Annotated in this window: 15 protein-coding genes and 1 tRNA gene; all 16 read left to right on the top strand. The window is 48.5% G+C overall.

Features of this window, described 5'->3' with window-relative positions; genetic code table 11:
* Positions 1 to 3: 3 nt before the first annotated feature.
* The 16 genes from DVG79_RS15255 to lysS all read left to right on the top strand — a co-directional run bounded on the left by DVG79_RS15255 (position 4) and on the right by lysS (position 14631).
* Positions 4 to 75, top strand: a tRNA-Glu gene (locus tag DVG79_RS15255).
* A 79-nt stretch (positions 76 to 154) separates the two neighbouring features.
* A complete protein-coding gene (gene tilS, locus DVG79_RS15260; protein ID WP_114597443.1) occupies positions 155 to 1399 on the top strand; it encodes a tRNA lysidine(34) synthetase TilS in 1245 nt (414 codons plus the stop codon).
* 33 nt (positions 1400 to 1432) lie between these two features.
* Positions 1433 to 1978 (top strand): hypoxanthine phosphoribosyltransferase, encoded by a 546-nt coding sequence (gene hpt, locus DVG79_RS15265; RefSeq protein ID WP_012368964.1) that lies wholly within the window; start codon positions 1433 to 1435, stop codon positions 1976 to 1978.
* Positions 1979 to 2098: 120 nt separating this feature from the next.
* Positions 2099 to 4105 carry an ATP-dependent zinc metalloprotease FtsH gene (gene ftsH, locus DVG79_RS15270; RefSeq protein ID WP_026826989.1) on the top strand — a complete coding sequence of 669 codons (2007 nt, stop codon included), beginning with the start codon at positions 2099 to 2101 and terminating at the stop codon, positions 4103 to 4105.
* 213 nt (positions 4106 to 4318) lie between these two features.
* Positions 4319 to 5080 (top strand): type III pantothenate kinase, encoded by a 762-nt coding sequence (locus tag DVG79_RS15275; protein WP_114597444.1) that lies wholly within the window; start codon positions 4319 to 4321, stop codon positions 5078 to 5080.
* Between the two features lie 10 nt (positions 5081 to 5090).
* Positions 5091 to 6017, top strand: a complete 927-nt coding sequence (hslO, locus tag DVG79_RS15280) for an Hsp33 family molecular chaperone HslO (protein WP_114597445.1) — start codon at positions 5091 to 5093, stop codon at positions 6015 to 6017.
* A gap of 12 nt (positions 6018 to 6029) precedes the next feature.
* Positions 6030 to 6341: a SurA N-terminal domain-containing protein gene (locus DVG79_RS15285; RefSeq protein WP_114597446.1), complete on the top strand. Its 312-nt coding sequence runs from the start codon at positions 6030 to 6032 to the stop codon at positions 6339 to 6341.
* A gap of 79 nt (positions 6342 to 6420) precedes the next feature.
* The gene (gene cysK / locus DVG79_RS15290) at positions 6421 to 7368 is read left to right on the top strand and encodes a cysteine synthase A (RefSeq protein WP_026826985.1); all 948 of its coding nucleotides are present in this window, start codon (positions 6421 to 6423) and stop codon (positions 7366 to 7368) included.
* 146 nt (positions 7369 to 7514) lie between these two features.
* On the top strand, positions 7515 to 8903 hold the full coding sequence (locus tag DVG79_RS15295) for an anthranilate synthase component I family protein (RefSeq protein ID WP_114597447.1): 1389 nt from the start codon (positions 7515 to 7517) through the stop codon (positions 8901 to 8903).
* Complete coding sequence (locus DVG79_RS15300) at positions 8900 to 9481, top strand: anthranilate synthase component II (RefSeq protein ID WP_114597448.1); 582 nt, start codon at positions 8900 to 8902, stop codon at positions 9479 to 9481. Before DVG79_RS15295 ends, DVG79_RS15300 begins: the two co-directional genes overlap by 4 nt.
* Complete coding sequence (locus DVG79_RS15305; RefSeq protein WP_114597449.1) at positions 9465 to 10304, top strand: aminotransferase class IV; 840 nt, start codon at positions 9465 to 9467, stop codon at positions 10302 to 10304. The genes DVG79_RS15300 and DVG79_RS15305 overlap by 17 nt, the downstream gene beginning before the upstream one ends.
* Positions 10301 to 11092: a dihydropteroate synthase gene (gene folP, locus DVG79_RS15310; protein ID WP_114597450.1), complete on the top strand. Its 792-nt coding sequence runs from the start codon at positions 10301 to 10303 to the stop codon at positions 11090 to 11092. The genes DVG79_RS15305 and folP overlap by 4 nt, the downstream gene beginning before the upstream one ends.
* A gap of 2 nt (positions 11093 to 11094) precedes the next feature.
* Positions 11095 to 11466: a dihydroneopterin aldolase gene (gene folB, locus DVG79_RS15315; RefSeq protein ID WP_114597451.1), complete on the top strand. Its 372-nt coding sequence runs from the start codon at positions 11095 to 11097 to the stop codon at positions 11464 to 11466.
* A complete protein-coding gene (gene folK, locus DVG79_RS15320) occupies positions 11463 to 11954 on the top strand; it encodes a 2-amino-4-hydroxy-6-hydroxymethyldihydropteridine diphosphokinase (RefSeq protein ID WP_114597452.1) in 492 nt (163 codons plus the stop codon). The genes folB and folK overlap by 4 nt, the downstream gene beginning before the upstream one ends.
* Positions 11955 to 11984: 30 nt before the next feature.
* On the top strand, positions 11985 to 12983 hold the full coding sequence (gene dusB / locus DVG79_RS15325; RefSeq protein ID WP_114597453.1) for a tRNA dihydrouridine synthase DusB: 999 nt from the start codon (positions 11985 to 11987) through the stop codon (positions 12981 to 12983).
* A 166-nt stretch (positions 12984 to 13149) separates the two neighbouring features.
* The gene (gene lysS / locus DVG79_RS15330) at positions 13150 to 14631 is read left to right on the top strand and encodes a lysine--tRNA ligase (protein ID WP_147269823.1); all 1482 of its coding nucleotides are present in this window, start codon (positions 13150 to 13152) and stop codon (positions 14629 to 14631) included.
* Positions 14632 to 14964 lie beyond the last annotated feature (333 nt).

Genomic DNA, 14964 nt, shown 5'->3' on the forward strand with positions numbered 1-14964 from the left:
TTTGGCCCGTTGGTCAAGCGGTTAAGACACCGCCCTTTCACGGCGGTAACACGGGTTCGATTCCCGTACGGGTCATTCTGTAAAAAAGCTATCTCTATTTATATAGAGGTAGCTTTTTTCGTTTAAGTCACTTATGGATCAAGGGGGACCAGGCATGGGATTCGAGATTAATCTTCCAAAAGAACCATTGTTGGTTGCTGTTTCCGGCGGTTGTGATTCAATGGTACTGGCACATCTTTTGTATGAAGCGAATCATGATCTAATGATTGTTCATGTTCATCATGGTCTGCGCGAAGAATCGGACGAAGAAGCAGAAGCGGTCCGCGCTTGGGCGGATGCGAGACAAGTGGCTGTTCGGATGACACGACTCGCATGGGATGATCAAACACCGAGCCAGGCAGCTTGCCGGGCGAGGCGTTATGCCTTTTTTCAAGACGTCATGGCTGAGACAGGTCGGCGGCATCTTGTGCTCGCACACCACCGGGACGATCAATTGGAGACGCTGTTGATCCAGTTGATCCGAGGGGAAGCAGGTGTCGACGGCATTCCCCGGATCCGTTCTTTTGCGACGGGACAGATTCATCGTCCGTTGTTGACGTACTCCAAACAGCAACTGTATGACTATGCAAGAACCCATTACGTGACATGGTATGAAGACGAGACGAATGCCGGAACGAAGTATCTCCGGAATCAGATGCGGCACCGGATCCTGCCGTTGCTTGCGGAACTTCGCCCGGGTTATGAAGAAGCAACGGTTCAGGCGGCAATATCTCGTCATGAACAAAAACAGGAACATTTCACGTACGTCACGTCCTTTGTCAAAGAACGGATGACGGACCGCGGGCTTCCTCTTGAAGCGATTCAAACACTCCCTTCAGACTTCAAGCGACTTGTCCTGCGTGCCTTATTACCGGACCGCGACTTTACTTCCGAGGAATACAATCAATTTTTGACATTCTTACGAGTAGATATGCCGTCCGGTGAAGTGTATTATGGAAACTGGAGGATACAGCGTACATATGGCTACGTGACATGTGTCCGTTGTCCGAGAAAGCACCTGCTCCCGGAAGCATTGGAAGTGGGAATTGATTTGGGCACTTATCATTATGGTGAACAAACGATTGTGTTCTCACGTTCGGCGACCGGTATTCCATTTTCAGCCATCCGTTTTCCACTGACGATTCGACAGCCCTTACCAGGTGACCGGATCCGGTTAGCGGTCGGTACGAAAAAAGTGAGCCGGATTCTTGTGGATGCGAAGGTTCCACGGGGGTTACGGACGGAAATTCCGGTTGTCGTCGATGCGACAGGGCAAGTTCTGGCGGTCATCGGACATCGAATTGCAATATTCGGGTCATTTGAACTCCTCGCAGAATCGTGTTTAATGATAGAATGGTAATGTAGTGTTTAAAATGGAGGAGGAATACCTAGTATGACCTTAATGAATGATATGGAAAAAGTACTGATTTCAGAAGAAGAGATCCAACATAAAGTCGGTGAACTCGCGGGTGAACTGACAGCGGATTACGGAGATCGTTTCCCGCTCCTCGTTTGTGTCCTGAAAGGCGCAATGCCGTTCATGTCAGATCTCGTCAAAAAGATGGACATGCATCTTGAAATGGACTTCATGGATGTCTCGACGTATCACGGCGGTACGACATCGACAGGTGAAGTGAAGATTGAGAAGGATTTAAACACATCCGTAGAAGGTCGTGACATCCTGATTGTCGAAGATATCATCGACAGCGGATTAACATTAGGCTACCTCGTGGATCTCTTTAAATACCGGAAAGCGAAGTCGGTAAAAATCGTAACATTGCTGGATAAGCCAAGTGGTCGTAAAAACGATTTACATGCGGATTACAGCGGTTTTGTCATTCCACATGAGTTCGTTGTTGGTTATGGTCTTGACTATGAAGAAAAATATCGTAACCTTCCTTATGTTGGTGTCTTGAAACCAGCAGTCTACGGCGGCTAATTATTTTTAATCTTGACTGTCACATGATAAGATAAAACCAATTACAAAGCGCGCTTTGCCGCGTTAGGATTCGTATCGATTGAAGAAAATCAATCAGTTGATGCGGAGAGGAGGCCTACGATGAACCGAGCAGTGAAGAATACCCTTGTGTTTGGGGTCATTTTTCTAGCTTTGATCTTGTTTCTGCAATACTTGCAGAGTCCAGTGAACAAAAGCAAAGAAATCAATTACACACAGTTTGTCGAGTCTGTTGAAAAAGGTGATGTGAAGACGGCGACGTTCCAGTATGAGGGACAGACGTACAATGTCACAGGTGAATTACGTGAAAAAGATACGACATATGAAACGGTCGTACCGGCTGTTGATACAGAACTGACGGATTTGTATACGCAATTGCGTAGCCAAAACGTCAAGATGGACTTCAAAGCAGCAGAAACAAACGGTGGTTGGATTGCGCTGTTGACGACAATCGTGCCATTCATCATCATCTTCATCCTATTCTTCTTCCTGATTAATCAAGCACAAGGTGGCGGCGGCGGCGGCCGTGTCATGAACTTCGGTAAATCGAAGGCGCGCCTGTATGATACAGAAAAGAAAAAGATTACGTTTGACGACGTGGCAGGAGCAGATGAGGAGAAACAAGAACTCGTCGAAGTCGTTGAATTCTTGAAAGATCCACGTAAGTTTGCCCGTCTCGGTGCCCGTATTCCAAAAGGTGTCCTCCTTGTAGGTCCTCCAGGTACAGGTAAAACGTTGTTAGCCCGTGCAGCAGCTGGCGAAGCCGGCGTCCCGTTCTTCTCGATTTCAGGTTCTGACTTCGTTGAGATGTTTGTCGGGGTCGGGGCATCACGTGTCCGTGACTTGTTTGAAAACGCGAAGAAAAATGCACCATGTATCATCTTCATCGATGAAATCGATGCCGTTGGTCGCCAACGTGGCGCCGGTCTTGGCGGCGGACATGATGAGCGCGAACAAACATTGAACCAACTTCTTGTTGAGATGGATGGATTCAGTGAAAACGAAGGTATCATCATGATCGCAGCTACTAACCGTGCGGACATTCTGGATCCCGCTTTACTCCGTCCAGGTCGTTTTGACCGTCAAATCACGGTTGAGCGTCCAGATGTCGTCGGACGTGAAGCAGTTCTTAAAGTACACGCACGTAACAAGCCGCTCGATACGACAGTTGATTTGAAAGCCATCGCACAACGTACACCAGGTTTCTCAGGTGCAGATCTCGAAAACCTGTTGAACGAAGCGGCACTTATCGCAGCCCGTACAGACCGTGATAAGATTTCAATCGTTGATTTGGAAGAAGCGATCGACCGCGTCATCGCAGGTCCTGCGAAGAAGAGTCGGATCATTTCACCGAAAGAGAAAAAAATCGTGGCATGGCACGAAGCAGGTCATACCATCATCGGTGTCACACTCGATGATGCGGATGAAGTGCATAAGGTAACGATCGTTCCTCGTGGTAATGCAGGCGGTTACGTCATCATGCTTCCAAAAGAGGATCGTTACTTCATGACGAAACCGGAACTTGAAGACAAAATCACCGGATTACTTGGTGGTCGTGTCGCGGAAGATGTCGTCTTTGGTGAAGCTTCTACTGGCGCAAGCAATGACTTCCAACGTGCGACAGGACTTGCCCGTAAGATGGTCATGGAGTTCGGGATGAGTGAAAAACTCGGACCGCTTCAGTTTGGTTCCGGTCAAGGTGGAAATGTCTTCTTGGGACGTGACTTCCAAAACGAACAGAACTATTCAGATGCGATTGCCCATGAAATCGACATGGAAATTCAAGCGATCATCAACCGTTGTTACCAAAAGGCGAAGACGATCTTGACGGAGAAACGCGATCAGCTTGATTTGATTGCGACGACGTTACTTGAAGTCGAAACACTGGATCAAAAACAAATTCACCATCTCTTAGAGACAGGCGAATATAAAAAACATGAGCCTGCGGCCATTACAGAACCGAAAGCAGACGAGAAAACGCCGGAATCGACGACACCTGTCATCGATCAACCGACAGAATCTCCAACGCAACGCGGCTCTGTGATCGACGAAGGACAAAATGTCGATACGGAAAAACCAGATCAACCACGTCGGGATGATCAAATCTGATTTTCTATCTTCCCGGTCTAATCGACCGGGGTGACGATAGAAATGAGACGGATGATTCGTTCGAGCGAGAGGTCAGCATTCCCAACCAGGGTGCTGATCTTTTTTTGTGGAAGTGCCAAGCAGCAGTGCGCACTTCGATAGGTGATGCCTAAACTGCGTGGTATAATCACAACGTATAGAATCAGTTATCGTCAGAGAAAAGTGGGGAATCAGATGATTTTAGTAATCGATGTAGGAAATACGAATATCGTACTTGGAGTATATGACGAACAAACACTTGTCGAGCATTGGCGGATCGCGACGGACCGGACGCGGACGACCGATGAATATGGGATGTTGGTGAAAGCCCTGTTTCGAGATGCAGAGTTAAACGTGGAAGATATTGAGGGAATCGTGTTATCATCTGTCGTACCCCCTGTCGTGTTTCCGCTTGAAAACATGTGCGTCCGTTATTTCAACCGGCGCCCATTCGTAATCGGGCCTGGAATCAAGACAGGACTTGACCTGAAAGTCGACAATCCAAGAGAAGTGGGAGCCGACCGAATCGTCAATGCCGTCGCAGCGACGGTCAAATATGATGGTCCTTTGATCATCGTTGATTTTGGAACGGCAACGACCTATTGTTATATCGATGCACAAAAACGCTATTACGGTGGAATCATTTCACCGGGTGTCATGGTGTCGACAGAAGCACTTTATAATAAGGCAGCTAAATTACCGCGGATTGAAATTGCCAAACCGCAGTCAACGATTGGCCGCAATACCGTACATGCGATGCAGTCCGGAACGTATTTCGGCTACGTCGCGCAAGTCGATGGACTCGTCCATCGGATGAAAGAAGAAATGGGAGAGGCAACTGTCATCGCGACAGGTGGACTCGCCCGACTAATCAGTGAGGAATCTGCAACGATAAAAATCGTCGATCCATTTTTGACGCTTGACGGGTTGCGGATTATCTACGAACGAAATAAGTGAGGGAAAACGAATGAAACGTGAAGAATTATTAGCACAATTAAAAGATGATTATTTGGTAAGAGCATTAGGGTTTAACGGAGAAGTCCGTGCCTTTGCAATCCGTTCAACAAAAACGGTGTACGAAGCGCAACTCCGTCATCAGACGACACCGGTCGTCACGGCAGCACTCGGTCGGACATTGACGATCGGTGCCATGATGGGAACGATGCAAAAAGGCGATACCCGTGTCACATTAAAAGTCGAAGGTGATGGTCCAATCGGAAAAATCATCGTCGATGCCGATGCAAAAGGACAAGTGCGGGGATACGTCAGCCATCCGCGTGTCGAGATGGATACGTACGTCAATAGTGACGGTTTAACAAAACTAAAGGTCGGCGATGCGGTCGGCCGCGGAAATATTTCCGTCATCAAAGATTTAGGTCTGCGTGATTTCGTCGGTGGTCAGTCTCCGATTCAGACAGGTGAAATCAGTGAAGACTTTACGTATTACTTCGCCGTGTCGGAGCAAAGTCCGTCTGTCGTTGGAGCGGGTGTTCTTGTTTATCCGGAAGATGAGTCGGTCATCGCAGCGGGCGGCTTGATTGTTCAATTGATGCCGGGTGCATCGGAAGAAACGATTGCGGCACTTGAACAACGTGTTGCGGCGTTAAAACCGATCTCGATTCTTGTCGGTGAAGAAAAAACACCGGAAGAGATGTTGAGTCTTGTACTGGGTGAAACGTTTGAAGTGCTGGATACGATTCCGGTTGCGTTCAACTGTACATGTGAACGTGAAAAGTTAGCAACTGCAATCGTCGCACTAGGACCTGATGAGATTCAAGCGATGATTGACGAAGATGGTGGCGCGGAAGCCGTTTGCCACTTCTGTTCGGAACATTACCAATACGATGTCGAAGAATTACAATCACTTCGCGAAAAATCACTCGAAAGAGCATAAGAGGGTCTGAAAATGGGAACTGTAAACTCTAAGTACTTGTGGATGTTGATTTTCATTTTGTTGCTGACGAATTTTATGACGGGTGCGTATGCATTCATGGGCGAACTGCCGAAAGTCGATTCACCGAAGATTGTCCAGGACAGTATCGGCGGACCGCTTGAGGATGTCGTCGCGACGGTCGGGGATGAAGAGATTACGCGTGCCGATCTGTATCAGGAGATACGTAAGGGGCATGAAAAAGAAACCCTCGACCGTCTGATTCAGGAAGCAGTCGAAAAACAGTCGGAAAACGGATCGAAGCCGACAGTAAAGCGCTTTGATTGACAATTTTCATCCAGTCCGTGGATAATTGATCTATCGGATTACTTGGAATTAAAGCTTTTCATTATGAGGAGGAATGGTCATGCGCATTGCGAATTCAGTATTAGATTTAGTCGGCCGCACGCCGATCGTTAAATTAAATCATTTAACAGGACCGGAAGATGCGGACGTGTACTTGAAATTGGAATATATGAATCCGGGGTCAAGCGTCAAAGACCGGATCGCGCTAGCGATGATCGAATCAGCAGAATCAGCGGGTCACTTAAAAGCAGGCGATACGATCATTGAACCGACAAGTGGCAACACGGGAATCGGACTGGCAATGGTCGCTGCGGCTAAAGGATACCGTTCGATTCTCGTCATGCCGGAAACGATGAGCATGGAACGTCGAACTCTTCTTCGTGCGTACGGTGCGGAGTTGATTTTAACACCTGGTCCAGAAGGAATGAAGGGTGCGATTGCTCGGGCAACGGCAGAGGCGGAAGAGCATGGTTATTTCATGCCGCAACAATTTAACAATGAATCGAATCCTGTTGTTCACGAGAAGACGACCGGACCGGAAATCGTTGAAGCGTTCGAAGGATTAACGCTCGATGCTTTCATCGCCGGAATCGGTACGGGCGGTACGATCACAGGAGCCGGGAAAGTTTTACGGGAGGCATTCCCGGGTATCGAAATCATTGCTGTCGAACCGACGGATTCTCCTGTTCTTTCAGGCGGAAAACCGGGTCCCCATAAACTGCAGGGAATCGGAGCCGGATTCGTTCCGTCGATTCTGGATACGCAGATTTATGACAGTGTCGAGCAGGTGACGACGGAAGAAGCGTTTGATCATGCCCGTCGTGCAGCGAAGTCGAACGGCGTTCTGGGTGGTATTTCTTCCGGTGCTGCGATTGCGGCTGCCTTAAAAACAGCGAAGCGTCTAGGCAAAGGGAAAACGGTTCTTGCCATCATCCCGTCGAACGGAGAACGTTACCTCAGCACACCACTGTATCAAGTGGAAGAAGAGGCGGACAGTTCAAAACTGTAATTTTTTTAACCGAGAGGTTCATTCCGATGTAAAGGAATGGACCTCTTTTTATTTGGGCGGGGCAAGCGACTTATGTTTGAGTCCTCCGCCTGTCCGATTTTTTGCGTATAATGAGAGCAGAATAGTTCGGAAGTGGGGGAACGCTCGTGCGACAGACAGTATACGAATCATTTACATGGACAAAGGAACAGTTTTATAACCGGTACGTGGAATTGACGGCAGGACAGACAGGACATGTCTGGCTTGAAAGTGGCCGAATCGGATCTTATACGATGGCGGGAGTCCGACCTGTCGGATATATCCATACGAAAAACGGAGTGACAACGATTCAAGAAGCCGGGGAGCAAAAGCAACGAACAGAGGCGCCGTTTAAACTGTTGGAAGAAATACGCGCTCGTTACGCATCGGCTCGTCCGGCAGGGATGCCGCCGTTTTTCGGAGGATTGGCCGGATATGTCAGTTACGATGCCGTCCGCTATCTCGAACGGTTGCCGGAACAGGCGGAGGATGATTTGACAACAGCCGATCTCTCGCTTTACTGGTATGATGAGGTCGCCGTTTTCGATCATCAGGCGGAACGGTTATTTGTAGCCGTCACACGGGACACGGAAGCGGAAGCAACACTTGCTTTGGCAACGGAAGTCGCCTCATGGCGTCAGCCGAGTCCGGTCCCGGTGTTCGCGGCATCGTACGAAAATCAAGTAAACCGTGGACGTTCTTTTGAACGGTCCGCTTTTATAGAGGCAGCAGACCGGATCAAACGTTACATCGAAGCGGGCGATGTCTTTCAAGTGAACCTCGCCGTCCGTCAGCAGGAACCATTGCGGACGACACCAGCGCATATCTATGATGTGTTAAGAATGGTCAATCCGTCGCCCTACATGGGTTACTTTGCGGACGAAGAGTTGGTACTCGTTTCAGCGTCTCCGGAATTATTGGTCGAAAAGATCGGTTCATCGCTCGCGACCCGCCCGATTGCCGGAACACGGCCGCGCGGGAAAGACGAGGCAGAAGATTTGGCACTAGCCAAAACGTTACTCGACAACGAGAAGGAACGGGCGGAACACGTGATGCTCGTCGATCTCGAGCGGAATGATTTAGGGCGCGTCAGCGAGTACGGTTCCGTTCATGTTGACGAATTGATGGTCATCGAAAAATATTCCCACGTCCAGCATATCGTCTCAAACGTCCGGGGAGAGATTGCGGAAGGCGAAACCGGAAGCAGTGTCCTTGCTGCGATGTTTCCAGGGGGGACGATCACGGGAGCGCCTAAAATCCGGACGATGGAAATTATTGAAGAACTGGAACCGGTCCGCCGGGGTATCTATACAGGAGCCCTCGGTTTTATCAGTTGGGCCGATGATGTGATTTTTAATATCCTGATTCGGACGCTTGTCGCTAAAGACGGGATGGCGTATATTCAGGCCGGTGCGGGAATCGTGACCGACTCTGACTCGGAAAGTGAGTATGAAGAGTCGCTCAGTAAGGCAAAAGCACTCTGGGTCGCAAAAGAAATGGCGGAGGAAACGACATGATTGTATTAATCGATAACTATGATTCATTTACGTATAACGTGGTGCAATATTTCGGCGAACTCGGACAAGACATCCGGGTGTTTCGGAATGATGCCATCACGATCGAAGAAATCGAACGATTGGCACCGGATCATTTAGTCATTTCACCGGGACCGTGTACACCGAATGAAGCAGGCATCAGTCTCGAGGCAATCCGTTATTTCGCAGGTCGGATTCCGATTCTTGGAATCTGTCTCGGTCATCAGGCGATTGGCCAAGTGTTTGGTGGAAAAGTCGTTCGTGCTAAAACGCTGATGCATGGAAAAGTCTCCTTGTTGACGCATGATGGGTCGGGTATGTTCAGCGGAATCGAACAACAGACACCGGTAACACGTTATCATTCGCTGGTCGTCGAACGGGAGAGTTTTCCGGATATCTTGACGATGACGGCAGAAGCCGACGGCGAAGTCATGGCTTTGCGTCATAAGGAATGGCCGATCGTCGGTGTCCAGTTCCATCCGGAAGCGATTTTGACACGCGACGGCAAACAGATGTTAAAAAACTTTTTGGAGTTGACGCCTTATGTATCTTTGGCATGACGGAAACGTAAAACGGGAAGAAGACATCCGGATTTCGCCGTTTGACCATGGTTATCTCTATGGAATGGGAGTATTCGAAACATTTCGCACATATGACGGACATCCGTTTTTGTTTGACGACCATATCGAACGGCTCCAGATGAGTTGTGCGGCAATCGGTATACAATTGCCGTACGGACGTGACGTGTTGCTTGAAGCTGTGGAGGATCTTTATCGTATCCATGAAAATAAAGATTTATATATCCGCTTGAACGTGTCGGCCGGAGCACGGGAGATTGGACTGTCGAGCGAACCGTACACAAAACCAAGCGTCTTGTTGTACGTGAAACCGATTGGACAGAGACAACCGGCAGAGCGGGCGCTTGAGACCGTCCGGCTTGCCCGCAGTACACCAGAGACGAGCTATCGACTAAAGTCGCATCACTACATGAACAATCTCGTAGCCAAACGTCACTTGTTTAATCAAGAAGCAGAGGGACTGTTTTTGACGAAGGAAGGCTTTATCTGTGAAGGGCTGACTTCGAATATCTTTTGGCGGTATGGCAACCAGTGGTATACACCGCCTCTTGAAACGGGCGCACTAAACGGGATTACCCGTCAATTTATCATGGAACAGATGCCGGTTGGAGAACGGCTTGCGCTGTTACCTCAATTGACAGAAGCCGATGAAATCCTTTGTACGAACTCCATTCAAGAAGTTGTTGCTGTCTCGTCACTGGATGGGCGAACCTTTCCCGGAATGACCGGAAAAGGTTATCAGTCCGTACGGACACTGTTTGATCAGGCGGTCCAAACGAAATGGTCAAGGAGGGAACAAGGATGACAAAAATCATGGGTATTTTAAACGTGACACCGGATTCGTTTTCTGATGGTGGAAACTATGTCGATCTCGAACAGGCGGTCCGGCATGCCAAACAACTCGTAGCGGACGGAGCCGATGCAATCGATGTCGGAGGCGAATCAACAAGACCGGGAGCGGCATTTGTATCAGCGGCAGAAGAAATCGAACGCGTCGTTCCTGTCATCCGTCGATTGAAGCGGGAGCTGGATGTCTTGGTATCGATTGATACGTATAAACCGGAAGTGGCGGAAGCGGCTGTAAGAGCGGGTGCTGATATCATCAACGATGTGTGGGGATCAAAGTGGGGCGACGGTTCGATGGTTAACGTTGCAGCACACTACGACGTCCCTATCATTTTGATGCACAATCGCCTGGAACCACACGGACCGGATATGTTGGCGGAAGTCCGGGCGGATCTAGAAGACTCGATTCGTTTGGCCAAGCAGGCGGGTGTTTCCGAAAATCAGATTTGGCTCGATCCTGGGATTGGCTTCATGAAAACACATCATGAAAACTTATTTTTGATGCGTCACTTGTCGATTACGACGGATTTCGGTTATCCGGTCCTGCTCGGTACATCACGTAAATCCATGATTGGTTTGACGCTCGGATTACCGGCTGACCAACGCGTTGAAGGAACGATCGCGACGGTCTGCTACGGTATTCAACAGGGATGTGAATGGATGCGGGTACATGACGTCAAAGCAGTGAAGCGAGCCGCCGTCATGATGGATGCGATGTTAGAAACGGAATTAACGGAAGGGGAATGAAGATGGATCGAATTCATGTGACAGGGATGCGTTTTTACGGTTACCATGGTGTATTTGCGGAAGAGACGAAGCTTGGCCAACGCTTCAACGTGGATTTATCGATTGGTCTTGATTTATCGCGTGCCGGTAAAACGGATGATTTACGAGAAAGCGTGAATTATGCTGAGCTATATGAAGTGACGAAACGGGTCGTGGAAGGGACGCCGTTACAACTGGTGGAAGCATTGGCGGATCGGGTCGCGAAACACGTCTTGGCACTGGATGAACGGATTCTTGAAACGACAGTCAAAGTCATTAAACCGGATCCACCAATCGCGGGACATTATGAACATGTCGCTGTTGAAATTCATCGGAAACGGGTGGATTATCAATGAATCGTGTTTATATCGCATTAGGATCAAATATTGGAGATAAGGCGGCCCATCTAGATGCTGCCATCGACGCCATGCGCTCACTTGCGACGACGCATGCCTTACGTCCTTCATCTGTCTATGAAACAGCACCTGTCGGATATGTGAATCAGGATCTTTTTTATAACATGGTCGTTGAGCTCGATACGACGGAAGCGGCGGACCGGTTGCTACTGGAACTGCAACAGATTGAACAGCAGGAAGGACGGGAGCGGTTGTTTAAAAACGGCCCCCGGACGCTTGATCTTGATATTATTTTGTATAATGATGAAACCATTCAAGCAGATGGTCTGACCGTGCCTCATCCCCGGATGCAGGATCGTGCCTTTGTACTGGCGCCGTTACGTGAATTAAATCCATCCTATGTCGTACCCGGCCTGAATCAAACGGTCGAATCATTGTATCTGGGCTTACCGGAAGCGGAGCGGACGGACGTAAGGCGGATCAAGTAGGTGTCGTGTCGAGAAGGGGAAGGGAAGAGAATGATGACAGGTTTTAAAATAGGTGACGTCGAACTGAATAATCGTGTTATTTTAGCACCGATGGCGGGTGTCTGTAATCCTGCGTTTCGTTTGATCGCAAAAGAATTCGGGGCAGGCCTCGTCTGTGCAGAAATGGTCAGTGATAAAGGAATCCTTTATGAAAATGAACGGACGATGCAGATGTTATATGTGGACGATCGGGAAAAACCGCTCAGTTTACAAATTTATGGCGGATCGAAGGAAACGTTGGTCCAAGCGGCTCAGTATGTCGATGCCAATACGAATGCGGACATCATTGACATCAATATGGGATGTCCTGTACCAAAAGTGACGAAGTGTGACGCTGGTGCCAAGTGGCTGCTTGATCCGGATAAAGTCTATGAGATGGTTCATGCCGTATCGCAAGCGGTTGATAAACCTGTCACGGTTAAGATGCGGACGGGATGGGACAGCCATCATATTTATTGTGTCGACAACGTCCGGGCTGCGGAAGCCGGAGGAGCGAAAGCGGTCGCCATCCATGGCCGGACCCGTTCACAAAAGTATGAAGGTGTCGCGGATTGGGAGATCATCGGTGAGGCGAAACGGGCCGTTAAGATCCCAATCATCGGAAATGGTGATGTTCAAACCCCGCAAGATGCGAAACGGATGATTGACGAAATCGGAGTGGACGGTGTCATGATCGGACGAGCGGCGCTTGGCAATCCGTGGATGTTGTATCAGACGATTCAATACCTGGAGTCGGGTACATTATCGATTGAGCCGACACCGCGCGAGAAAATCGATATTTGTCTCCTGCATGCGGAACGCCTTGTCGCACTGAAAGGGGAGGCGCTTGCGGTGCGGGAAATGAGAACCCATGTCGCCTGGTACTTAAAAGGGTTAAGCGGCAACGGGCATGTTCGAAAAGCATTATTCGATACAGAGACCCATGCCGGACTGCAAAAGTTGTTGCATGCGTATGTCGAAACATTGGAAACGAATGCAGTACATGTGTAACAGGTAAAGTATAGTCGGGCTAACCCGTTTTATGGTACGCTAATGCCATTGAAGATGAGCGAATCGGTTTTGCTAAGAGCTGTCGGTCATACCGGCAGCTTTTTCATCGAAGAAGTAAAAACCATCGTGAACCATTATAAAAGGAGTGAAGACAGTGAGTCAGGACATGGAAATGAACGATCAAATGCAGGTGCGTCTCGGTAAGATGAACGCCATGCGTGAACAAGGACTCGATCCGTTTGGTGCCCGTTTTGAACGTACGACAGATACGACAAGTATTCGTGCCGCTTACGGCGAACACGAAAAAGAAGAATTGGCAGAACTGAAGCCTGACGTCTCGATCGCGGGTCGCGTCATGACGACACGCCGTAAAGGGAAAGTCGGTTTTACGAACGTCCAGGACGTAAACGGTCAAATCCAACTGTATGTACGTAAGGACGATGTTGGCGAAGAAGCATACGAAATCTATAAAACATGTGACTTAGGTGACATCGTTGGAATCAGCGGATACGTGTTCAAAACGAATGTCGGCGAACTATCGGTTCACGTCACGTCGTTTACGTTACTGACAAAAGCACTACGTCCGCTTCCGGATAAATATCACGGACTAAAAGATGTTGAACAGCGCTACCGTCAGCGTTACCTCGATTTGATCACGAACACGGAATCACGTGAGACGTTTATTGCGCGTAGTAAAGTCATTCGCGGGATTCGTCAGTATCTCGACAGCCTCGGATACTTGGAAGTTGAAACACCGATGTTGCATACGATTGCGGGTGGTGCCTCAGCACGTCCGTTCATTACGCATCACAATGCACTTGATATGACACTATACATGCGGATTGCGATTGAGTTGCATCTCAAGCGTTTGATTGTCGGCGGACTTGAAAAAGTCTATGAAATCGGTCGCGTCTTCCGGAATGAAGGAATCTCAACACGCCATAATCCTGAGTTTACGATGATTGAGTTATATGAAGCCTACGCGGATTACAACGACATCATGAATTTGACGGAAAACCTGATTGCCCATGTTGCTCAAGAAGTCCTTGGTACAACACAAGTGACCTACGGTGAAGATGTAATCGACTTGTCTGTCGGATGGAAACGTGCCCACATGGCGGATCTGGTTAAAGAAGCAACCGGTGTTGATTTCTTTGAAGAGATTTCAAAAGAGCGTGCCCATGAACTCGCACACGAGCATGGTGTTGAAGTCCAAGCCCATATGACGACAGGACACATCCTCAATGAATTCTTCGAACAGAAAATTGAAGAATCATTGGTTCAGCCGACGTTCGTCTACGGTCATCCGGTTGAAATTTCACCGCTTGCGAAGAAAAATCCGGAAGATCCTCGTTTCACGGACCGTTTCGAATTGTTCATCGTTCGTCGGGAACATGCCAATGCCTTTACGGAATTGAATGACCCAATCGATCAACGTGAACGTTTTGAAGCACAGCTTGTTGAAAAAGAAGCCGGGAACGACGAAGCGCATGAAATGGATAATGACTTCATCGAAGCCCTTGAGTACGGCATGCCACCAACAGGAGGACTTGGTATCGGGATCGACCGCCTCGTCATGTTGTTGACAAACGCTCCTTCAATTCGTGATGTCTTGCTCTTCCCGACAATGCGTCACCAACAAAACTAACCAATATCGGACTCTCCGCTTCTTTATAGAAGGAAGTGGGGAGTTTTCTTCTTTGTTAATGCGGAACATTTCAAAGTAAAAGTAAGCATATTCTGATGTCGAAACGGGAATAATAACTTTTTGAATGTTTTTCTAATAAAACACTTGTACAAATAAAAACTCCATGGTATATTACTTCTTGTGCCGCAAATGGTTGTGACACACCGAAAAAAATATCAAAAAAGTTATTGACAATCGTGTCGGTGACTTGGTAAGATATTAAAGTCGCTGAAAACGACATGACGAACTTTGAAAACTGAACGATGAGGCAAAAAACGTATCTTCGGATACAAG

It is taken from the genome of Exiguobacterium sp. RIT594, assembly GCF_003339585.1.
Classification (GTDB): Bacteria; Bacillota; Bacilli; order Exiguobacteriales; family Exiguobacteriaceae; genus Exiguobacterium_A.